Consider the following 22,174-nt stretch of genomic DNA (forward strand, 5'->3'; position numbering starts at 1 on the left):
CGGAGCGGCGAAAGTATCAACCCGATAGTTCAACGATACGATTGAAGCTCATGAGTCCGGACAGTGACGACCTCGCACCCGCCGAGGTGCCGTTGAGCGACGAAGACCGCCGCCTTGTCGCATCCTGGGCCGTCGATTGCGCCGAGCGGGCGTTGCCCCTGTTCGAGGCGAAGGCCCCCGGCGACACCCGTCCGCGCGAAGCGATCGAGGGCACCCGGGCCTTTGCTGTCGGCGGCAAGAGGACAGCGCGCCTGCGCACTCTCGCCTGGGCGGCTCTCGCCGCCGGACGCGAGGTCGGCGATCCGGTCGCCACCGCCGCCGCTCGCGCCGCGTCCGCCGCGGCGGGAACCCCGTACATCCACGCCTTGGCGACTCCTCACCAGGCGAACCACATCCACGGGCCGGCGCTGTATCAGGCACAGGCCCGCGAACTGGCGGCCGGCGGCGACCCCGACGTCGGCGACGAGGAGATCCGATGGGCTATCGAGCACGCCTCACCGGCCCTCCGCGAGGTGGTGCGCCGGTTTCCGGCCGGCAGGCCCAGCCGCAGCCGGCTGGGCCTGCTCAAGCACCAGCTCGACACCGGCCTTCGCCGTGGACCGGCGTCATCGGGCAAGGCGAAGTACCCGCTGCAACGGGCCGCTGAGCCCTCCCCGCACCGTCGACCCGTGGACGGGCGACGGGATCGCGGTGAGCGTGGTGCCCACCGCGATCCCGTCCGGGTCGCTCCTTACGACTCGGTCAAGCCATAGGCTCGGATGATGGTCTGGTCGATCGCGTTGCCCGCGGTGTCGGTGGCGGTGATGTGGAGGGAGATCGCCCCGGACGGGGGATGCTGGAGCTGGGCCACGTAATTGCCGTCACCCAGGTCGAGCAGCACCATCGGGCTCCACGTCTGACCGTCGTCGGAGGACGCCCGGCCTTGGACCGTCGCGATCGGCGGACCGTCCACACCGGGCACGTGGCCCACGTGGACCGGGAAGCCGTAGGACCCGCCTCCCGGCGCGCGGTTGTACTCGTCCAGCAGTGGTCGGTACGCGACCTCCAGCAGAGGAATGCGGTCGGTGCCGCCGTTCTGCGGGCGGCTGGAGTCGAAGGTCCAGGTGGTGGCGGTCCGCGTCGAGTACACCCACCAGGGCAGCGACCGATCGTTGGTGTGGGTCACGCGGTAGGTGGCGCGGTCCGGAAGAGCGGGCACGGACACGTTCGGTACGCGGTCCTCGCTCAACACCTGTTCACCATTGACGTGCACCGTGACGTGGTGCAGGTCCTGGCCGGGCACCCGGTCGTGCCAGTTCCCCGCGGTGTCCACGTGCGGGGCCATCAGGATCCGGATGGTGTCCCCCGTGCGCGTGCCGGGAGGCCGCGACCACAACGGGCCCGGCCGGGACGGCCTGCCCAGCCACTCCTCCCGTAGCGCCGTCCCGGACTGGTAGGACGTGACCGGGCCGTTGAAGAGCCCCAAATCCTGCGTCACCCGGGTCATCGAGACCACGTGCTGCCATTGGGTCTCGCCGGTGGAGACGAAGTACGTCCTCTTCGAGGGTCTGGGCACGGTGCGATAGACCTCCTTGGAGTGCGAGTAGTTCGGGCGATCCGCCCACCGCACGTCCATGCCCGCCGAGTCCGAGCCGTCGGCCTTGTACCAGGTGTCCAGGATCGCGGTGTTGGTCCGGTCGACGCGGTACGACAACACCGGTGGCACGCGTTGCTTCTCCGGCAGCAGCAGGTCGTACTCGTAGGGAGGCGGGCCGCCCTGGTCGCCCGGCGGTGCCAGGAGGTCCCACTTGCTGTAGAACTCGAAGTCGCCCTTGGTGACCGTCTCCGTGGGCGCCGCGTAGGCCGGGACGGCATAGGGCACGAGCTGGCTGTCGTAGAAGGTCCGGCCGTCCAGGGCCCGGTAGAAGCCCAGTGAGACCGCGTTCGTCGTGGTGGGGAGTTCCGTGTCGACCACGATCCGGTTCGCCGTCCGACCGTCGAGGGTGATGGCGGCGTTCCCCGTCACCTCGAACTCCGGGTCGCTGACGAGCGCCGTCTCGGCGACCAGTTCGGTCGCGGGGTTCTCCGAGCTGAGGAAGCCCACCGCGGTGTAGGTGCCGGGCGGGACGCGGAACGTCGCTGTCGAATCGCCGGGCGTCACGTAACGCTCGACCCGGTCGTTCTCCGGGCTCCACAGGAGGACCCGGCTGGACGGGTGCAGGAAACCGCTGCGGGGGATGCCCGTGACGGCGATGTCGTACATCTCGGCTTCGAAGGCGGCGCCGACGGACGTGTGCACGACGGTGTCGCCGTCGACGCCGAGGAGGTAGCCGCCGAAGCGACCGGGCTTCCCGGCCGCCGGGTCGACCGTCAACTGCACCGCGGCCGTGCCGCCCGCCGGGACCGCCACCTGCGGTCGGTCGACGGTGAACATCCCCGCCGGCGCCGCGCTCCCGTCCTGGTGGGACACCTCCAGCGACAGCCGCAACGTCACCTCCGCCGCCGTGGCGTTGGTGTAGGTCACGGTCCTGGTCACCGGCGCGGTGGGGTACGGCCACCGCAGGTAGCCCAGGTTCAGCGTGCCCGGCCCGGCGTGCACCCGCTGGGCGGACGCCCGCGCCACGTCCAGCCGACCGCCGCCCTGCTGGTACACGTCCGTCCCGGCGCCGGTCCGCGCCGTCGTGATCAGGGCGTCCTTGAGCTGGGTGTTGGTGTAGCCGGGGTGCTGCTGCGCGAGGATCGCCGCCGCGCCGGCCACGTGCGGGGTGGCCATCGACGTGCCGGAGATCCGCTGGTAGCGCCCGTCCACGATCGGGCCGCGGTTGCTGCCCTCCGCCCGCGCCGCCGCGATCTCCACACCAGGGGCGACCAGGTCCGGCTTGATGGCGAAGTCCCCGCCACGCGGACCGGTGCTGGAGAACGGCGCCAGCGCGTCGGCGCGGTTCACCGCGCCCACCGTGAGCGCCTCGTCGGCCCAGCCCGGACTGGTGATGGTGCTCTCGCCGAGTTCGCCCTCGTTCCCGGCGGCGACCACCACCAGGGCGCCGCTGCTCCGGCTGACCGAGTCCACCGCCATCGAGAGCGGGTCCGGGCCGGTCGCCGGCAGCTCCGAGCCGATGCTCATGTTGATCACGTCCGAGCCCTGGGCGACGGACCACTCCAGCCCTTCGATCACCGCGTCGGTCGTGGCCACGCCCTGGCTGTTGAGCACCTTGGCGTTGACCAGCTTGGCGCCCGGCGCGACGCCCTTGCGCACCACCGGCGTCGCCTCCCCGGCGCCCGCCACGGTCGAGGCCACGTGCGTGCCGTGCCCGTTGCCGTCCGAGGCGTCCGGGTCGGTGGAGAAGTTGGCCTCCGCCACCACCTTCCCGCCGTCCAGGTCCGGGTGCGTGGTGTCGATGCCGGAGTCCACCACGGCTACCGTCACGCCCGTCCCGTCGAAGCCGCCCGCCCACGCCTGCGGCGCGCCGACCTGCGGAACGCTCCGGTCCAGGACGGCCTCGAACTTGCGGTTCAGCCACACCTTCCGCACCGCGCCCGCCGCGGACACCGCCGGCCAGAACGCACCGGCCTGGTCCTTCTGCTGCCACATCGACCGCGCGTTGATGCTCTCCAGCACGAACCGCTCCGCCGCGCCCTGAGGGGGCGCCACCGAAGCGGCCTGCGCCGACTCCGGGTCGTACTGCACGATCACCGGCAGTCGCGTGCTGTGCGCGTCGTCGTACCCGTCGGCCACCAGCGCCGTCAGGTTGAACAGCTCCACGTCCACCCGGTCGGCGGCGACCAGGTGCGCCACGTCCGACGGCAGCAGGTAGAACCGGCCGTCGACCGTGCGGGTGCTGTACCCGACGTGCTCGCGGCCCGGAGCCGGCGAGAAGATCGTCTTGTGCCGCCCGTCCGACGACGTGTGCAGCTCGACCCGGTCACCGGTGACCAGCGTGATCGTGTGCCGCTCCCCCTGCGACGGCTCTTCCGCGTCCTGCGGTGTCGCGGTGGTCTGTGGTGCGACCAGCAGGCTCGCGGTGAACGCGGCCGTGACGGCAATTCCCCATTTCCGTGTCCTGCCTGGGAAGAACTTCGATCTTGTGCCCATTCAGCTACCCCCTACCTGACGAAGTGGACGATCCCTTGACTTCCCTGCGCTGCGCAGGAAGTGATGCCCGGGGCAACCGCCCGGATGGGTCTGTGGGGCACGGCGGCCTCAGCTTGCCGCGACTCGCCGGTGGATCCCGGTGACGGCGGCGCGGGCGGACAGGAACGCGCCGTCCTGCCAGGAGATCCAGTGGCTGAGCCAGTCGCCGGCGAAGTGGACGCGGCCGGCCGGGCGGGTCAGCAGCCGGTACTCGGGCGAGTCCTGCGACGGCCACGTCACCCAGCCGCCCTCGATGAACGGGGTCCGCGCCCACGCCGCCGAGAACGACGACCGCACGTCGCGCCGGTACACATCGCCGTAGATCTTCGCGCCCTGCTCCAACGCCCGGCGGAGTCGCTCGTCCGGCGTCATCCGGTCGTAGACCGCGGCTTCGGCGTCGATGTTGTAGTACCCCAGCACCACACCGCGCTCGGTGTGCATGCCGGAGGACGGGAACCAGATCTGGTAGAGGTCCAGGTCGGTCCGGCTGATCCCGCCGTAGAGCCGGAAGTCCTGCTCCCACCAGCGGCGGCCGTACTCCACCCCGAGCTTGCCCACCGGGTTCGGCTTCGGCGTGGCCAACGCGGCGGCGACCTCCGGACCGAGGTTGTGCTGGAGCCGTGCCAGGATGTGCGGCGGCAGCGCCGCGACGCAGAAGTCGCCCCGCTCCACCCGCAGCGCACCGTGCGGGTCGCGGTAGGCGACCTCCACCCCGTCGTCGCGATTCGTGATCGACCGGACCTCGCAGCGGTACCGGAGCCGTTGCCGGCCCACGGCCGCCGCCAACGCCAGCGGGATCCGGTCGGTGCCGCCGACCACCTGGTACATCATCATCGCGTACTCGAAGTTGAGTTCGAACGCGAAGAAGCGGTTGAGGTTGCGGGCGAACACCCGGGACAACGCCTCCGGCGGCCCCAGCACCGTCCCCTGCTCCGTGCCCGCGCCCGGCAGCACCGAATAGCCCCGGCGGCTGCCACCCCGGTAGGCGAATCCTTCGTCGCGGCCTCCGATGGTGCCGAAGGTGCCGAGGAACGACAGCAGCCGCTCCTTGTCCACGGCCGACAACTCGCCGTCCAGCGCGCCCCGGTCGGTGGCTTTGGCCAGCAGTTCCGAGATGTACCCGAAGGCGTCGGCCTTGACCGCCCGCATCGTGGTGGGGCGGCCGTCCACCTTCTCTTCGTAGAGGTGCGCGTTGGCGTTCTGGCCCGCGAAAGGCTCGATGGGGATGCCCAACTCGCGGCAGTAGTCCAGGGCGACCATGGACTGCGCGAGCCGGGCGGCGCCGGCGTTGAAGTACTGCCCCTGCGAGAACCCGGCGGTCTGCACCCGTCCGTCCAGATCCCGCGCGCGGTCCCCGCCCCGCACCGTCCACACCCGGCCGCCCGAACGCTCGCCCGCCTCTAACACCACGCAGTCGTACCCGGCCTTGCCTAACTCGTAGGCGGTGGTCAGCCCCGCGATGCCCGCACCCAGCACCACCACCCGACGGCCTCTCCTCCGAGGATCCAGATCCCCCTCCCGCGGCGGGACGAACGGCGTGGCGTCGGCCTCGGGCACCAGCCCCAGCGCACCCATCGTCTGGAACACCGCGCCCGCGCCGCCGGCCATGCCGACGGCCTCCAGGAAACGCCGACGTGTCAAAGCAGCCATCTGCACTCCCAACCTCGGATACCGTGGTGGCGAGGCGTGGCGATGGCGGGCTTCGGGCCGGCTGAGCGTCACAGCGACTCGTTCACGGCAGACCTGCGAATCACGAGGATCGGACCACGGCCCGAAGCCGTGGGCCACGACCGGCTGATCCCGTGGCACCTTCAGCCACCAGAACTGCCCGGACGGGCACCTTTCGTGCCCGGAAGCAACCGGAGTCCTTTGTGGACGCGGCAGGCCCGCCGCTCGGTACGCTGGGGAGCCGGGGCGGCCCTCGTCCCGGACGGGAGGGGTCGACGTGCCGGGAACTCGGCGATTCGCGCTGGTCGGGCCGCTGTTGCTGCTGCTCGGAGCGTGCACCGCGGGGCCGGCCGAGACCCCCGCGACGCCGATGTCGACGACGGCGTCCACGAACCCCGTCGAACGGGTGTACGTGTCGTTGGGCGATTCGTACGCGACCGGGTACCGACCGGCGGACGCCGGCGCACCGGCGGGCGCCTCGCGTGAGGGCTTCGCCTACCTCGTCGCCGGGCAGTCCGACCTGCGGTTGATCAACCTCGCGTGCAGCGGTGCGACCTCGGCGCAGCTTCGCGGCGAACCCGGCTGCGCCCCCGGCAACCGCGCCCCTGACGCACCCGACCCGGCGGGCCGCACCCAGCTCGACGCGGCCGTGCAGGCGCTGCGCGAGCACCAGGGGCGAGTGGGCCTGGTGACGGTCGTGATCGGCGGCAACGACCTGGCGCCGTGCGCGCGGGAGTCGGATGCGCTGACGTGCGCGTCCCGGGCCGTGGCGGATGTCCGGGCCAACCTGGCCGCGACCCTGCCCGTCCTGCGCGCAGCCGCCGGCGAGGCCCCGATCGTGGGGCTGACTTACCCGGACGTGTTCCTCGGCGCGTGGGTGTCCCCGGCGTTCCCGGACGGCCGGGACCTCGCGCGCCTGTCGGTGACGCTGTTCCGGGACTTCTTCAACACCGCGCTCAAGGCCGAGTACGAGAAGGTCGGGGCGGACTTCGTGGACGTCACCGCCACCACCGGGGGCTACGGGCCGTTGACGGAGACGACCCAGGACCCGACATACGGCCCGATCCCGACACCGGTGGCGAAGGTGTGCGCCTTGACGTACTTCTGCCGTCACACCGACGTGCACCCAACGCCCGACGGCCACCGGGCGATCGCCTCCGCCGTCCTGACCGCCACGGGCCGCTGACCCCGGCGACGTGCCCGAAGCCCGTAACCGGCGGGTGCCCGCCCACGGTCGCGTGGACGGGCACCCGCGGGGTCCGCTAACAGGGCTGCACGGAGCTGACCTTGTCGCGGACGTGGTTGGCGATCCGACCCTGGAACTTGTCCGGGATCGTGTCGATCGGCGTCTCATACCCGGCGTGCTCGTACAGGCACCACGCCTTGCCGCTGATGTTGCGCGCCGAGTAGACGTGGTCGTTGAGCTTGCCGCCGGAGATGCCGCCCAGGTCGAAGGCGCCCTTCAGCATGCCCAGCCGCGGCGATTCCCCGTTCTCGCCGTGGTAGATGCAGAACGACCACTTCTCGCACTCCCAGTTGGCCGGCGCGGCCGTGGCCGGCGCGGTCAGGGCGGTCGTCGCGCCGAGTGCCAGAGCGGCCGAGGCGACCGCACGTCGGATGCGCATGATTGCTCCCCCTTGCTGTTCCGACCGGCTCGTGCGGCCGGTCGGTGACGACACTAGGGGTGCCCGACTACTCGCTGTCACTACTTTGGTTGTGGACCAAAGGAGGACGTCATTCGGAATTCGTTCGATCGGTGCAGCCGGACTTGTTTGGGCAGGCATTACGCTGCGGGCAGCGATGTTTGCGATGCTCCTTCACCTGCCCGATCTCCATCGACCGTTTCGCGGGGAATACGATGACAACCAAGGAATCCACACGGTCGGATCAGGACCTCCGGGAGCGCGTGGCGGCTATTGTCGGGTTAATTCGCGACAATGCGGTCCGCGCCGAACGCGAGCGGCGAATTCCCGATGAGGTCGTCGAGGCGCTGTCCTCGTCCGGGCTGCACCGGATGTGCGTCCCACGTCGCTACGGCGGCTACCAGACCGGCGCGACCGCACAGGCCGAACTGATGACCATGATCGCCGAGGCCTGCGGTTCCACCGCGTGGGTGGAGGCCATCTACATCGCGGGCGCCCGGATCGTCGCGCTGTTCCCCGACGAGGCCCAGGACGAGGTGTTCGCCACGCCCGACGTCCGCGTCGCGGGCGTGTTCAACACGACCGTCACCGCGACGCCGGCCGACGACGGCTACGTGATCAACGGCCGCAGTCCGTTCAACACCGGGTGCCTGCACGCCCACTGGGACACCCTCATCACCACCACCGCGCCGGTCGACGGCCGTCCGCCGGAGCTGCTGTGGGTGCTCGTGCCCATGTCGGACCTGGAGATCCTGGACGACTGGAACGTCACCGGCCTGGTCGGGACCGGCAGCAACACGGCCGTCGCCCACGACCTGTTCGTCCCCGCCCACCGCGTGCTCCCGGTGGTCCCGACCCTGGCCGAGGGGAGGTTCCGGTCCGAGGCCAACGCGCACGACCCGTACTACCGAGCAGCCCTCGTGCCCTACCTCTGCGCCCTCACCTGTGCGACCTTCCTCGGCATGGCCAACGCGGCACTGGCCGAGTTCACCGAACGCATCCACCGCCGCGGCATCACCTACACCGACCACCGCGCCCAGCACGAAGCCCCGATCACCCACTTCCAACTCGCCGAGGCCACGATGAAGACCGCGTGCGCCGAACACCTCACCAACCACACCGCCCGGCTGTCCGAGGCCGATGAAAGCGGCAGCACGCCCTATGCCGTGCGGGACAGGGTGCGGGCCAGGGCGACCATGGGGTACGTGGCCCGGACAGCGAAGGAAGCCGTCGACATCGTCAGCTCGGCGAGCGGCGGTTCCTCCCTCCGGACGACCGCGCCCATGCAACGCATCAGCCGCGACATCCACGCGCTCAACCTGCACGCGCTCATCTCCCCCACCACCAACCTCGAACTCCTGGGCCGCACACTCGCCGGCCTCTCCCCCACGACGCCCTTCCTCTAGCCCGGGTTTCAAAGGTGTCGTAGCCGGACCTGCACAGAGCCCTTTACGGGCACCGGCCGCGTGCTGGTGCGCCCGCGCGACCGTGGAATCCACGCTCACGTCCCACACGATCAGCCCCTCGACGTCCGCGCGGGCCTGCAACGCGGTCGCGGTCGCCGGTCAGACCCCGGCGCGCCGGCACTGTCGGAACAACCCGTACACGGTCTGCCGGGGCCCATAGTCCAGCGGGACGTCCCGCCACCGACCCGCGCCCGCCACCGGATGCCGTCGATCAACTGCCGTTCACTCCACTTCGGCGGGCGGGCACCGACACGCCGCTGGTCACCTCACCTTTGGCACACGGGCTAGCAGAGGTACTCGTACGGCAGCCAGCCCCAGACGTTCTCGCCCCCATAAGCGAATCCATACGCCCACTGGTAGCCGTTGTGGTAGGCGCTGTGGTCGTAGTCGAAGCTCTCACCGTTGTAGAGGATGGCGATCGCATGGCCGGCCGGGTTGTCACGTACCCAGACGCTTTGCGCACAGACCTTCCGGCGGGTAACCGCCTCGGCCGGTAGTGCCGTTGTCGTCAGCAGACCGGCGGTTGCCAGCACGGCGGCGGCCGTGGTCGCCACACTCGTCTTCAAGGTCATCTCAGTTGTCCCGTCAGTGGTAAGGGCACAGTGTGGCGGTGGACCCGTTGCCCAGGTCCTGCGCGAGGATGCCGAGCGGTACGTAGCCCGCCACGTCGGTCCGGCGGTCGTACCCGAGGCTCCAGTTGCCGCTCGTCGAGTAGTGGTGCCAGACCTCGTAGTACGAGACCCAGCCGACCCGCGTGGAGTTGGACGTAGCGCGGATCAGGGCCACCACCGCCCAGCCCCGGGACCAGGCCGTCCACCGCAAGGCCGAAGGCCCGCGAGGTGGCCGGCCGAACCGCCAGGTCGGCGGGCAGACCGGGACCGTTCCGGGATCGGCGTTCCCGGCTCGCTGCGCCGGGCTCGGGGTCCGCGGAGTCGCTTCCGGTTCCTTGCGACGCAAGGTAGCCTGTGGTGCGTGCAGCCCGGGGACCGTGAGCGGAGCCCGTTGGCGCAGATGCGTCGTGGGGTGGTCGAGTACTGCGTGCTCGCGCTGCTCGGGAAGCGCGAGCGGTACGCGGTGGAGTTGGTGCAGGTGTTGGCCCGGCACGGGTTGATCGCCGGCGAGGGCACGGTCTACCCGCTGTTGTCCCGGCTGCGCCGGCAGGGCTTGGTGGAGACGACCTGGCAGGAGAGCGCGGCCGGGCCGCCGCGCAGGTACTACCGGCTCAGCGACGAGGGCGCCGCCGCGGTGGGGCGTTTCGCGCAGGACTGGGCATCGTTGAGCGAATCCGTGGACAGGATCATCGGCGGAGAGGACGGTCAGGCGTGAACAGGTCGGTTGTGGCACACCCGCTGGTGACCTCGTACCTGGACAGGTTGCGGCGGCAGGCGGCGGCGTTGCCGGAGACCCGGCGCGAGGAGTTGGTGGAGGAGATCCGGTCGCATCTTGAGGTCTCGCTGCTCTTACCAGCGTCCGAGTCGCAGATCCGGGACATGCTCGACAGGTTGGGCACGCCGGAGGAGATCGTGGACGCCGAACTGGACGACCCGCGGGTCTCGACGGCCCGGCAGGCGGAGCGTGAGCCGTTGCGCAGGCGCGACGTCGCCGGCCTGGTGCTGCTGCTGCTCGGGGGCGGGCTGCTGCCTCCGGTGGGCTACCTGGTCGGAACCGCGTTGGTGGGGACGTCGCGGAGCTGGTCGGCGCCGGTGCGGGCGCTGTTGGTGGGATTGCCGTGCGTGATCGCGCTGGCCCAGGTCGTCGGGTTCGTCCGGGACGAACGGTGGTACTCGCCCGCCGATTTGGTGTCCGATCCGCGTGGCCTGCTGGGTGATTTCCTCGGCATCGGACTCCTTGCGCTGCCGTACACGGCAGCGCAGGTCGCACTGTTGATCGTTGTGTGGCTCTTCTTCAACCACCTTGGGACGAGTTCGACGACGCGGCGGGAAGCCCGTGGTCGACGCCTTCCCCATCACCTCCGGTGACCACCGGGAACTACTGGTCGACCACGCCGATCATGCGATGGACCCACGGGCCGCCGCCGCGAGGTCGTCCAGGGCGTCGAGTTGGCGTTGGACCCGCACGGCGTCGTCGTGGCGGCCTTGGCCCCGGTACAGCTCCAGCGCCTCCCGCCACACCTCGCGGGCGTGGTCGTGGTGGCCCAGGGCGGCGTGGGGGTGGCCGAGGTGGTCGAGGGTGTTGGCGGTTCGGTTGGTGTTGCGCAGGCCGCGGGCCAGGATCAGGGCTTGGCGGTAGTACGCGATGGCCTGGTGGTGGTCGTCCGTGTGGTGGGCGATGTAGGCCAGGCTGTCCAGGGCGGTCGCCTCACCGCCGGGGTCGGGGTGGCGGCGGTGCAGGGCGAGGGCGGCCTGGCAGTGGGCTCGGGCGGTGTCGTAGTCACCCAGCCGGGCGGCGAACCAGCCCACCTGGTTGAGCGCGTCGGCTTCCCACACCGGCCGGTCCAGACCGCGGACGAGGCGCAGGGCGTGGATGGAGTGCTCCAAGGCCTGCCGGTCGTCCCCGCGCCGTTCCCAGGCGTGCGCCAGCGTCAGGTGGGCGTGTGCCTGGGCGGCGCGGTCGTGCTCGGCCAGGGCGAGCGCCCGGTGCAGGTGCTCGATGGCCTCGGTGTGCCGCCCCAGGTCGAGGTAGGAGCGCCCGAGGCACCGGTGGACGAGGGTGTGCGTGGCGGGGTCGGACAGGTGCGCGCACGCGTCCAGCGCGGCCTGCCACATGGCGAGGCGGTCGTGGCGGTGTCCCTGCCGGGTGTGGAAGGTGCCCAGGGTCCAGGCGAGGTGCCAGACGGTGTCGTGCCAGGCGTGGGTGGTGGCGGTCTGCTGGGCGGCCAGCAGGTGGAGGTGTTCGGCGTCGAACCACGCCAGCGCCGCCGACATGTCCGGCAGCGGATGGGCCAGGGTGCCGGGTGCGGGCGGGTCCAGGTGGATGGGGTGGCGGTGCGGTTCCAGGAGGCGTTCGGCGGCGTGGGCGGTGTGGGTGTAGAAGCCGACGACTCGGCGCAGTGCCTCCTCCCGCACGTCCCCCGCCAGGTCGTCGGCGGTGGTGGCGGCGTAGGCGCGCACGAGGTCGTGCATCGAGTACCGGTCGTGGGGGTCACGATCCAGCAGGGACGCCTCGACAAGGGCGCGCAGCAGACGCCGGGTGTGGGCCGGCGGGTGCCCGATGAGGCTCACGGCGGCGGGCAGGCCGAGGTCGGGTCCGGGGGCGACGCCGATCAGGCTGAACGCTTGTCGCTGTTCCGGGGTCAGCGCCCGACAGGACCAGGACAGCACCGTCGGCAGGCTGCCGGTGGGCTCGTCGTCGTCCAACGCCTCCAGGCCCGACTCGCGCAGTTCCGCGACGATCCGCGCCAGCGGCAGGTGCGGCTCAGTGTGCGCACGTCCCCCGATCAGGCTCAACGCCAACGGGAAACCCCGGCAATAGGCCAGCAGGTCGGCCACGGCGTCGGGTTCGGCGGCGACGCGGTCGGCGCCGGCGCGCTCGGTGAGCAGGGCCCGCGCCTCGTGCCCGACGAGGGGTTCCAGATGCAGGTGGTGGGCGCCGTGGCGGCTCACCAGGCTGGTCAGCCGGCGGCGGCTGGTGACCACGACCGTGCAGGTCGGGCTACCCGGTAACAACGGGATGACCTGGTCGGTGGTGGCGGCGTTGTCCAACACGATCAGCATGCGCTTGTCGGCGACCAGACTCCGGTACAACGCGGTCTGCGCCTGCGGGTCGGTGGGAATGCGGGCCGGGTCGACGTCCAGCGCGTCGAGGAACCCCCGCACCGCCACCGCCGGGTCGAGGGGCAAGCTGTCGGGGCTGAACCCACGCAGGTCCACGAACAACTGCCCGTCCGGGAACCGGTCCACCACACCGTGCGCCCAGTGCAACGCCAGCCAGGTCTTGCCGATCCCGCCGGCCCCGGCCAGGGCCGAGATCACCACCGAGCCCCCGCCCTCGGCCACCTCGGCGAACGCCGTGTTCAACCCGGCCAACTCCCCGGAACGGCCCACGAAGTGCGGCGGTGCCGAAGGCAACTGCCGCGGCACCGGAGCCGGTCGGTGCGGTGCCGGAGACGGACCGGCCGCCGGCTCGGTCAGCGTGCTGTCGGCGGTGAGGATCCGGTGGTACAAAGCCTGCAACTCAGGGCCGGGATCAGCACCCAGGTCCTCCGCCAACCTCTCCCGCACGACCTGGTAGCGGGCCAGCGCATCCGCCTGACGACCCGACCGGTACAACGCCGTCAGATACTGGCCGGCCAACCGCTCGTCCAACGGCCGGTCCTCGACCTGCGCGGCCAACACCGGCAACACCTCACCGTGCCGGCCGACCCGCAGCAGCCCGTCGATGTGGTCCAACTCGGCCGCGGTGCGCTCACCCCACAACCTCGTGCGCCACTGGTTCGCCCACGGCGTGTCCAAACCGGACAACGGCTCACCACGCCACAGATCCAACGCCCGCTCCCGCAACCCCACCGCCTCGACATCGTCATCGGCGACACGGGCCTGCGCCACCAGATCGGCGAACCGGTGCGTGTCCACCACCGACGGGTCTACCGGACACAGGTAACCACCGCCGGCACGAGTGATCGTCACCCCGACCGGAGCCAACACGCGACGCAACTGCGAGATGTAGGTGTGCAACGACGGCGGCACCCGTCCCCCAGGTCGCTCCCCCCACACCCGCTCCACCACCACCTCGGGCAGCACCGGCCGACCCGGCTCCGCCACCAACGCCGCCAGCACATGCCGCTGCCGCGGCGACCCCACATCCACCACCCGACCGTCCACCACGACATCGACAGCACCCAGCAAACGGACCTCAACCACCACGACAACCCCAGGCGCTCGACTCCCACGGACGGCCACCGACCAACCGCAAGCAGTACCGCCGCGCGAACGACGAAGTCAAGCCGTGCGACCACGGGTGACGGGTGTCAGGACCTCGGCACGCAGGCGAACGTCAGCAGGGCGCCGGCGGCCAGGTACAGCGAGACCGACCACGCCTGCCCACCGGCCAGGTCGAGCAGGGCGGTGGCGACGAACGGCGACAGCCCGCCGCCCAGCACCGCACCGGTCTGGTAGCCCAGTGACACACCGGTGTAGCGAACGGTGGTGGTGAAGCGTTCCACGCAGAACGCCGCGAGCGGGCCGAACACCGCGGACGCGCCGACGAACCCGCCGACCAGGGCGACGACGATCAGCGCGGGACTGCCGGTGTCCAGCAGCCAGAACATCGGGAACGCGTACGCCACGAGGAAGACCGCACCCCCGCGCAGCACGGGTGCGCGGCCGATCCGATCGGACAGCTTGGCGAAGAACAGGACGGCCGCGATCTCCATCGCCGTGCCGACCATGGTGGCCACCAGCATGACGTTTCGGGACACGCCGACGTGCTGGATGCCGTAGGACAGCACGAACACGGTCAACATGCTCATGAACGCGTTGAGCCCCATGTTGATCCCGACCAGCCGCAACACCTGTCGCCAGTGCTCGCGCAGCGTCTCCGCCACCGGCCGGCGGGCGCGCCGGCCCTGGTCGCGCACCTCGGTGAACTCGGGGCTCTCCGCCACCCGCAGGCGGATGTAGAGCCCGACCACCAGCAGGACGAGACTCAGCAGGAACGGCACCCGCCAGCCCCAGGTCAGCAGCTCGTCACCGGAGAGCGCGACCACCGCGGCGAACACCCCGGTGGACAGCAGGTGCCCGCCCGGCGCGCCGAGGAACGCCCACGCCCCGTACCAGCCACGCCGCCCCGGTGGCGCGTGCTCGACGACCAGCACCACCGCACCACCCTGCTCCCCACCGAGGAAGAACCCCTGCACCAGCCGCAACGTCACGAGCAACAGCGGGGCCAGCACCCCGATCGACGCGTAGGTCGGCAGCACCCCGATGGCCGCCGTGCACAGCCCGGTCATGGTCACGGTGAGCACCAGCATGTTCTTGCGCCCGGTCCGATCGCCGAAGTGGCCGAGCACCACGCCGCCGATGGGACGGGTCAGGAAGCCGGCGCCGAACGTCGCGAACGCCAGCAGCACCCCGACCACGGGTTCCGCGGTGGGGAAGAAGAGCTTGTTGAACACCACCGCCGACGCGGTGCCGTAGATGAGGAAGTCGTAGAACTCCAGCGCCGTGCCGACCGTGCCGGCGGCTGCGGCCTTGCGCGCCGCGGCGGTGTCCGGTGTGGACCGTGCTTCCTGGCGGACGCTCACCGGTGGTCACCTCTCATCCCAGTAGCTGTTGGTGGAGCAGGACGGTGTTCAGCCCGATGACCGCGGCGGCGATGCCGGCGCACACCACCGTCGTGGCCTTCCGGTTGACGTGCTCCCCCATCACCGACCGGCTGCCGGTCAGCACGAGCAGCGGGACGAGCGCGAACGGGATGCCGAAGGACAGGACCACTTGGCTGATCACCAGGGTGCTGGTCGAGTCGACGCCGACGGCGGGCAACACCAGCGCGGGCGCCATGGTGATGGCGCGGCGCAGCCAGACCGGCACGGTGCGGCCGAGAAAACCGCGCATCACGACCTGCCCGACGTAGGTGCCGACGCTGGCCGAGGAAAGCCCGGAAGCGAGCAGGGCGACGGCGAAGGTCACCGCCGCGCCGGCGCCGAGCACGCCGAGCAGCGCGCCGTGCGTGTCCTCGATCGTGGGCTGACCGCCGCCGCCGGCGAACAGCCTCGCGGCGAACACGATGATCGCGAGGTTCACCACACCGGCCAGGCCGAGCGCCAGTGCCACGTCCACCCGCGCCGCCCGCAGCGCCGGCTCCCGGTCGCCGTCCCCGTACCGCCGGCCGCCGGCCAGGTCCGACTGGAGGTAGAGGGCGTGCGGCATGATGGTCGCCCCGATCATGCCGATCGCGAGCAACACGCTCGTGTCGTCGGCGAACGCGGGCCGCAGTCCGGCCAGCATGCCCTCGCCGGACGCGCCGGTGCGGACGACCAGGTAGAGCAGACCGGCGCACACGACGGCCAACAGCAACGGGGTGACGAGCTGGAGGCTGCGCCGCCCGCGGCGCCGCAGGGACAACAGGAACAACGTCGCCACACCGGTGACCAGCGTGGCGGGCAGCATCGGCACCCCGAAGAGCAGGTTCAGCGCCAGTGCGGCGCCGGTGAACTCGGCGACGTCGGTCGCCATCGCCACGATCTCCGCCTGCACCCACAGCAGGCGGACCACGGGCCGGGGGAAGCGACGGCGGCACATCAGGGCGAGGTCGCGGCCGGTGACGATGCCGAGCTTGCCGGACAGGTACTGGATGGGCATGGCCGCCAGGCAGGCCAGCAGCGCCACCCACAGCAGCAGGTAGCCGTACCCGGCGCCGGCCTGGATGTTCGTGGCGAAGTTGCCCGGGTCCACATAGGCGATCGCGGCCACCCACGCCGGGCCGATCAGCCTCAGGAACCGCCGATGGCCCGGCGACGGCCGAGGCGCGATCGACAACGCTGACGGGGTGGTGTCCACCGACGGGTCCTCTCCCGGCGCTCAGCCGTTGACGTAGCGCATCTCTTCCTCGCCGTAGCGGTCGCCGGCCGCGCCGCCGGCCACTGCCGCGTCGATGTCCGCGAGGTCCGACGCGGAGAGCCGGACCTCCGCGGCACGCGCGTTCTCGACCAGGGATCCGATCCGCGTGGTGCCGGGAATCGGCACGATGTCGCGGCCCTGGTGCAGCAGCCAGGCCAGCGCGAGCCGGCCCGGGGTGATCGAGAGCCGGTCCGCGATGGCGCCGAGGCGGTCGACCAGCGCGACGTTGGCCGGCAGGTTCTCGTCGCTGAACCGCGGGTTGGTCCGGCGGTAGTCGCCTTCCGCGAAGTCGTCCGCGCGGCGCACCCGGCCGGTCAGCATGCCGCGCCCGAGCGGGCTGTACGCCACGAACCCGATGCCGAGTTCCCGGCAGGTGGGCAGCAGTTCCGCCGCCGAATCCCTGCTCCACAACGAGTACTCGGTCTGGACCGCGGTGACCGGGTGCACGGCGTGCGCGGCACGCACGGTCGCCGGCGCGGCCTCGGAGATCCCGAGGAACCGGGCTTTGCCCGCCGCCACCAGTTCGGCCATGGCGCCCCAGGTCTCGGCGACCGGCACATCGGGGTCCACGCGGTGCTGGTAGTAGAGGTCGATGTGGTCGACACCGAGCCGGCGCAGGGACGCGTCGCAGGCGCTCCGGACGTACTCCGGCCGGCCGTTGATGCCGGCCAGCGAACCGTCCGGCCTGCGTTCCGCGCCGAACTTGGTGGCCAGCACCACCTTCTCCCGCCGGCCGGCGATGGCCCGGCCGACCAGTTCCTCGTTCGTGTGCGGGCCGTACGCGTCCGACGTGTCCAGCAGGTCGACCCCCAGTTCGACCGCCCGGTGCACGACCTCCACCGACCGCGCGTCGTCCCGGACCCGGTCCTCGCCGGCCAGCGGCAGGTACCGGCTGGACATCCCCATGCAGCCCAGCCCCACGGCCGGGACGTCGAGCGCACCGAGCTTCCGTCGGGGCACGGACATGTCGACACCTCCTCCCGCTACAGGCCGAAGACCTCGCGCGCGTTCTCGCCGAGGATCCGCCGCTTGGCGTGCTCGCTGAGGAACGGCAGGTCGTAGATGACACTGGGCAGGTCGAAGTCCCAGTGCGGGTAGTCGGACGAGTAGAGCAACCGGTTCTCCGCGTTGATCTTCTCGAACGTGGTGGCCAGCGCTTCCATGCTCGCCACGCGCTCCATCGGCTGGGTGGTGAAGTACATGTCGCGGATGTAGTCGCTCGGCATCTTCGTCAGCATGGGCGCCTCGGACGAGCGCATCAGGTACTCGTGGTCCAGCCGGTCCATCATGAACGGTATCCACGCGATCCCGCTCTCGATCCAGATCACCTTCAGCTCGGGGAACCGCTCCGGTATCCCGTTCACGATCCAGTTGGTCAGGTGGATCATGTTGTAGAACGGGAAAGCCAGCGCGTGCACCGACATGAACCGGTTGAGCTGCTCCAAGGCGCGTTCCTGCCAGTTGTAGACCGCGTGGAACCCGAGCGGCCTGCCCAGGTCCTGCAACGCGGCGTAGACCGGCATGTAGGCGTTGTGGTGCACCGGCCGGTATCGACAGCTTGTGACCATGAACCCGGCCACACCGGGCACGTCGCCGAACTCCCGCACCAGGCGCAGGCTCGCCTCGGGGTCGTTGAACGGCAGGTACAGCATGGCCTTGATGGAGTCGTCGACCGAGAGGATCCGGTCGCTGATCCACCGGGCGTACGCCCTGGCCATCGCGACCTCGATCTCCGGCTGCGGGTGCGGGCTGAGGTTGAGCATCGGCGTGGGCATGATCACCGCGTAGTCGATGCCCATGCTGCTCATGTACCGCCTGGTCAGCGTGACGTCCGGGTGGACATCACCGCGGTCGGCCGTCTCCACCCGGCGCCCCTCGGACACCTTGATCCGGCCGGCCACGTCCTGGTCGCCGACCTGGGTCGGCAGCAGGCCGGGCCGCCCGCCCGCGCGGGCGCTCGCCGCCTCCAGCCGCTGCCGGGTCACCGGGTCCTCGACGTAGCCGAAGATCTCCGCCCAGGACGTGCTCTCGTAGTGGTGCGCGTCGGAATCCACGATCAGGAAGTCCGCGTAGCGGCGCTCCTCCGCCTGCCGGGCCGCGTTCACCAGCAGCTTGCGGGTGTCGAACGGTTCCAGCCCGGCGGCGCGCGCCGCCACCGGCTGTCCGGCGTCGACCGCCATGGTCACGCTCCCTTCCCGGTGACTCCCCAGTTCTGCCAGACCGCGAGTTCGAACACCTCGACCTCGACCGCTTCCAGCATCCGGGACACCGCCACCACCACCTCGGTCGCGGTGATCGCGTCCTCGTCCGGGAAGGCCGCCGCCGGCGAGCCGGCGCGCACCTTCGCCACGTACAAGCGGACCGCGGCGGTCAGCAGCCGCTGCGCCGCTTTGTCCGGCACCCGCTCCGCGTCGTCCGGGGCCTGCGCGAGCAGGCCCACCAGTTCCTCCAGCTCGGTCAGCCCGGCTTCGAGATCCACTGTGGACAGCGGTTGGACGTCCACCGCGGACAGTGGGTCAGGTTCGAACGTAGACATCGTCACCTCGCACTACGACGGCGAATGCGGTCAGTTTCCGGCTGGGCACCGTGACGCACCGGCCGGTTTCCAGCTCGTACTCCCAGCCGTGCCAGGGGCACACCAGGTGCTGCTCGGTGTCGGAGAACCGCTCACCGACCAGCGTGCGGTCGTCGGCGAGGACCGCCTCGACCTTGGGCATCAGCTCGCCCTCGCACACCGGCCCGCCCTGGTGCAGGCACAGGTTGCGGTAGGCGTACCACCGGTCCCCGACCCGGAACACCCCGATCTCCAGGTCGCCGGCCCGCAGGATCTTCCGCACGCCGTCGGCGAAGTCGGCTACCCGCCCGGCGTGCCACTCGGTCTCCCCGACCTCCGGGGCCTGCTGCTGCGCACGCCGGCCGACCAGCCAGTCCAGACCACTGTGGACGTTCATCGGTCATCCCTTCCCGGTCAGGACGGACGTCGTGGCCGGCCGGGCGGCGGCCAGCGACTCGGCGCACCGCTCGGCGACCATCAACACGGACAGGTGGGTGTTGGCGGCCAGGATCGCGGGGATGATCGAGGCGTCCACCACGTGCAGGCCGGTCACGCCGTGCACCGCGCCGGTCGCGTCCACCACGGCGTCCCGGTCCGGGCCCATGCGGCAGGTGCCGACCGCGTGCTGGTAGGAACTCAGCCGCGCGCGGATCGCGTCCGCCAGTTCGGTGTCACCCGTCACCGCGGGCCACAGTTCCCGGTCGGTGATCCCCGACAGCGGCGGTGTGGCGGCGATCCGCCGGGCGATCCGGATGCCGCCCAGCAGCCGCCGCAGGTCCTCGGGTTCCGCGAGGTGGGCGGAGTCGATCAGCGGCGGCACGGCGGGGTCGGCCGAGCGCAGCCGCAGCCACCCCTTGGAGCGGGGGCACATCATGGACACCGCGATCGTCACGACCGGCCCGTCCTCGGTGTCGTCCGGACCGATGGGGAAGATGTGCAGGTCGGGCGCAAGCTGCTCCGCCCCGCTGGGGCAGGTGAGCAGGGTCTGCAACACCGGCCGGCCGGGCCGGGCGGTCGTGCCGGGCGCGGCGAACCGCAGGCGCACCAGCACGTGGTCCTGGAGGTTGGCGCCGACACCCGGCCGGTCGGCCACCGGGGTGATGCCCAGCGCCCGCAGGTCCTCGGCCGGCCCGACGCCGGATCGCAGCAGCAGCGCCGGTGAGCCGTAGACCCCGCCGCACAGCACCACGTGCCCGGCGGGCACGAACTCCCCGTCGACCAGCCGCACCCCGACCGCGCGGCGCCCGTCGAACACCACCCGGTCCGCGGTGCAATCGCTGCGCACTCGGAGGTTCGGCCGTTCGCGGGCGGCGGCGAGGTAGGTCAACGCGGTGGACTCCCGCACCCCGTCCACCCGGTTCAGCGGAACCGGCCCGGCGCCGTGCGCGCCGGGCGCGTTGTGGTCGGCGATCCTCGGGTGGCCGGCGGCCCGCGCGGCGTCCAGGAACGCCCGCTGCGTCGGGTTCAGCTCGTCGGCGGCGTAGCGGCGCACCGGCATGGGGCCGGTCGAGCCGTGCCAGCGGTCCTGGAAGTCCAGGTCGTGCTCGACCTTGCGGAAGTAGGGCAGCACGTCGGCGAACGCCCACCCGGGATTGCCGGCGGCGGCCCAGGCGTCGTACTCGTCCGGCCGGCCCCGGGTCATCATCGCGGAGTTCACCGCCGACGACCCGCCGACCACCTTGCCGGCCTTCAACGTGACGCCGTCGACGCTCTGGTAGCCCCAGTAGTCGTCGCTCTTGGCCGACGTGCGGCCCCGGGCGATCTCCGGTGGCAGGTCGGCCGGATCGGTGCCGTAGTCGGGACCGGCCTCCAGCAGCAGCACGGACCGGCCGGGATCCTCGGACAACCGACCGGCCAGCACGCCGCCCGCCGAGCCGGCGCCGACGATGACGAAGTCGTGCATCAGCGGTACTCCCTGGTCAGCCAGTCGGCCGCGATCTCGCAGGTGCGGTCCACGTCGGCGGGTGTGTGCGCGCCGGACAGGAAGCCGGCCTCGAACGGGCTGGGCGCCAGGTGGATGCCCCGGGCCAGCAGGTGCCGGAAGAACCGGCGGAAGGCGTCGGTGTCCGTGCCGGAGGCCGAGGCGAAGTCGGTGGGCGGCGACTCGGTGAAGAACAGGCCCAGCATCGAGCCGACCCGGTGCACCGAGACCGGCGCGTCGGCGGTGGCCTGCCGCATGCCGGTCTCCCAGCGCCGGCCCAGCTCCTCCAGTCGCCGGTGGCAGCCGGTGCGCAGCGCGGTGCGCACCGTGGCGAGCCCGGCGGCCATCGCGACCGGGTTCCCGGACAGCGTGCCCGCCTGGTAGACCGGGCCGAGCGGCGCCAGCAGCTCCATCACGTCGCGCCGCCCGCCGAACGCGCCGACCGGCAGCCCGCCGCCGATCACCTTGCCGAAGCAGCTCAGATCCGGCGTCACGGCGTAGAGTTGTTGCGCGCCACCGGGAGCCACCCGGAACCCGGTCATCACCTCGTCGAAGACGAGCAACGCGCCGTGCCGCGTGGTCAGCTCGCGCAGGCCGGGCAGGAAGCCCGCCGCGGGCGGCACGCACCCCATGTTGCCGGCGACCGGCTCCACGATCACCGCGGCCACGTTCCCGCCGTGACCGGAGAAGTACTCCCGCACCGCGTCGAGATCGTTGTAGGGCAACACGACGGTGTCCGCGACCGCACCCCGCGGCACGCCGGCGCTGTCCGGCTGCCCTTGCGTCGCGGCACCGGAGCCGGCGGACACCAGCAGCACGTCGCCGTGCCCGTGGTAGTTGCCCTCGAACTTCACGACCACGTCCCGCCCGGTGAAGCCGCGGGCGAGCCGGATCGCGCTCATCGTCGCCTCGGTGCCGGAGTTGGTCATCCGCAGCATCTCCACGGACGGCACCAGCTCCCGCACCAGCTCGGCCAGCTCGATCTCCAGTTCGGTGGTCGCGCCGAAGCCGGTGCCGTTCCGGGCGGTCGCGCTGATCGCGTCGACCACCTCGGGGTGCGCGTGCCCGAGGACGAGCGGGCCGTAGCTGAGCACGTAGTCCACATAGGACTTGCCATTCACATCGGTGACCCGCGCGCCGGAACCGCCGGCGATCACCAACGGCCGCCCGCCGACGGCCCGGAACGACCGGACCGGACTGTTGACCCCGCCGGGCAGGACAGCCTCGGCACGCTCCAGCAACCGCGCGCGGCGATCCCCGGCCACGGCCTCCACAACCCCGTCGATCACCACCG

Annotated in this window: 19 protein-coding genes; 5 read left to right on the top strand and 14 right to left on the bottom strand. The window is 71.4% G+C overall.

The features are described from left to right. Positions 1 to 50 precede the first annotated feature (50 nt). Positions 51 to 752 carry a putative immunity protein gene (locus tag ACQPZF_RS24600; protein ID WP_433260617.1) on the top strand — a complete coding sequence of 234 codons (702 nt, stop codon included), beginning with the start codon at positions 51 to 53 and terminating at the stop codon, positions 750 to 752. Here the strand turns inward: ACQPZF_RS24600 and ACQPZF_RS24605 are convergent. Further along, positions 731 to 4,072: a S8 family peptidase gene (locus ACQPZF_RS24605; RefSeq protein ID WP_433260619.1), complete on the bottom strand. Its 3,342-nt coding sequence runs from the start codon at positions 4,070 to 4,072 to the stop codon at positions 731 to 733. The two genes, ACQPZF_RS24600 and ACQPZF_RS24605, sit on opposite strands and share 22 nt — an antisense overlap. A gap of 108 nt (positions 4,073 to 4,180) precedes the next feature. Beyond that, positions 4,181 to 5,761 carry a flavin monoamine oxidase family protein gene (locus ACQPZF_RS24610; RefSeq protein WP_433260621.1) on the bottom strand — a complete coding sequence of 527 codons (1,581 nt, stop codon included), beginning with the start codon at positions 5,759 to 5,761 and terminating at the stop codon, positions 4,181 to 4,183. Between the two features lie 295 nt (positions 5,762 to 6,056). Between ACQPZF_RS24610 and ACQPZF_RS24615 the strand changes: the two genes are divergently transcribed. Then, a complete protein-coding gene (locus ACQPZF_RS24615; RefSeq protein ID WP_433260623.1) occupies positions 6,057 to 6,965 on the top strand; it encodes a GDSL-type esterase/lipase family protein in 909 nt (302 codons plus the stop codon). Between the two features lie 76 nt (positions 6,966 to 7,041). Here ACQPZF_RS24615 and ACQPZF_RS24620 read toward each other — a convergent pair whose 3' ends face one another. Then, the gene (locus ACQPZF_RS24620; protein ID WP_433260625.1) at positions 7,042 to 7,404 is read right to left on the bottom strand and encodes a peptidase inhibitor family I36 protein; all 363 of its coding nucleotides are present in this window, start codon (positions 7,402 to 7,404) and stop codon (positions 7,042 to 7,044) included. A gap of 233 nt (positions 7,405 to 7,637) precedes the next feature. On the opposite strand from ACQPZF_RS24620, the gene ACQPZF_RS24625 reads away from it, so the two are divergent. Further along, entirely contained in the window at positions 7,638 to 8,828 is a 1,191-nt protein-coding gene (locus ACQPZF_RS24625; RefSeq protein WP_433260627.1) for an acyl-CoA dehydrogenase family protein, read from the top strand. 344 nt (positions 8,829 to 9,172) lie between these two features. On the opposite strand, the gene ACQPZF_RS24630 is transcribed toward ACQPZF_RS24625, so the two are convergent. Next, on the bottom strand, positions 9,173 to 9,460 hold the full coding sequence (locus ACQPZF_RS24630) for a hypothetical protein (protein ID WP_433260629.1): 288 nt from the start codon (positions 9,458 to 9,460) through the stop codon (positions 9,173 to 9,175). A 13-nt stretch (positions 9,461 to 9,473) separates the two neighbouring features. After that, the gene (locus tag ACQPZF_RS24635; RefSeq protein ID WP_433260631.1) at positions 9,474 to 9,710 is read right to left on the bottom strand and encodes a hypothetical protein; all 237 of its coding nucleotides are present in this window, start codon (positions 9,708 to 9,710) and stop codon (positions 9,474 to 9,476) included. 150 nt (positions 9,711 to 9,860) lie between these two features. Between ACQPZF_RS24635 and ACQPZF_RS24640 the strand changes: the two genes are divergently transcribed. Then, entirely contained in the window at positions 9,861 to 10,214 is a 354-nt protein-coding gene (locus ACQPZF_RS24640) for a PadR family transcriptional regulator (protein ID WP_433260633.1), read from the top strand. After that, entirely contained in the window at positions 10,211 to 10,867 is a 657-nt protein-coding gene (locus ACQPZF_RS24645; RefSeq protein ID WP_433260635.1) for an HAAS signaling domain-containing protein, read from the top strand. The genes ACQPZF_RS24640 and ACQPZF_RS24645 overlap by 4 nt, the downstream gene beginning before the upstream one ends. A gap of 30 nt (positions 10,868 to 10,897) precedes the next feature. Here ACQPZF_RS24645 and ACQPZF_RS24650 read toward each other — a convergent pair whose 3' ends face one another. The 9 genes from ACQPZF_RS24650 to hemL form a co-directional block, all read right to left on the bottom strand. After that, positions 10,898 to 13,708, bottom strand: a complete 2,811-nt coding sequence (locus tag ACQPZF_RS24650) for a BTAD domain-containing putative transcriptional regulator (protein ID WP_433260637.1) — start codon at positions 13,706 to 13,708, stop codon at positions 10,898 to 10,900. A 107-nt stretch (positions 13,709 to 13,815) separates the two neighbouring features. Further along, positions 13,816 to 15,090 (bottom strand): MFS transporter, encoded by a 1,275-nt coding sequence (locus ACQPZF_RS24655; protein WP_433260639.1) that lies wholly within the window; start codon positions 15,088 to 15,090, stop codon positions 13,816 to 13,818. A 13-nt stretch (positions 15,091 to 15,103) separates the two neighbouring features. After that, the gene (locus ACQPZF_RS24660) at positions 15,104 to 16,345 is read right to left on the bottom strand and encodes an Nramp family divalent metal transporter (protein WP_433260641.1); all 1,242 of its coding nucleotides are present in this window, start codon (positions 16,343 to 16,345) and stop codon (positions 15,104 to 15,106) included. Positions 16,346 to 16,366: 21 nt separating this feature from the next. Next, positions 16,367 to 17,371 carry an aldo/keto reductase gene (locus ACQPZF_RS24665; protein ID WP_433260643.1) on the bottom strand — a complete coding sequence of 335 codons (1,005 nt, stop codon included), beginning with the start codon at positions 17,369 to 17,371 and terminating at the stop codon, positions 16,367 to 16,369. A 17-nt stretch (positions 17,372 to 17,388) separates the two neighbouring features. After that, a complete protein-coding gene (locus tag ACQPZF_RS24670; RefSeq protein WP_433260645.1) occupies positions 17,389 to 18,585 on the bottom strand; it encodes an amidohydrolase family protein in 1,197 nt (398 codons plus the stop codon). Positions 18,586 to 18,587: 2 nt separating this feature from the next. Continuing rightward, entirely contained in the window at positions 18,588 to 18,941 is a 354-nt protein-coding gene (locus ACQPZF_RS24675) for a hypothetical protein (RefSeq protein ID WP_433260647.1), read from the bottom strand. Next, entirely contained in the window at positions 18,922 to 19,356 is a 435-nt protein-coding gene (locus ACQPZF_RS24680; protein ID WP_433260649.1) for a Rieske (2Fe-2S) protein, read from the bottom strand. The genes ACQPZF_RS24675 and ACQPZF_RS24680 overlap by 20 nt, the downstream gene beginning before the upstream one ends. Positions 19,357 to 19,359: 3 nt before the next feature. After that, positions 19,360 to 20,862, bottom strand: coding sequence for a mycofactocin dehydrogenase MftG (gene mftG, locus ACQPZF_RS24685; RefSeq protein WP_433260651.1), 1,503 nt, complete (start codon positions 20,860 to 20,862; stop codon positions 19,360 to 19,362). Then, on the bottom strand, positions 20,862 to 22,169 hold the full coding sequence (gene hemL / locus ACQPZF_RS24690; RefSeq protein WP_433260653.1) for a glutamate-1-semialdehyde 2,1-aminomutase: 1,308 nt from the start codon (positions 22,167 to 22,169) through the stop codon (positions 20,862 to 20,864). Before hemL ends, mftG begins: the two co-directional genes overlap by 1 nt. Positions 22,170 to 22,174 lie beyond the last annotated feature (5 nt).

Origin of the sequence: Actinosynnema sp. CS-041913 (assembly GCF_050942485.1) — a bacterium.
Lineage (GTDB): Bacteria > Actinomycetota > Actinomycetes > Mycobacteriales > Pseudonocardiaceae > Actinosynnema.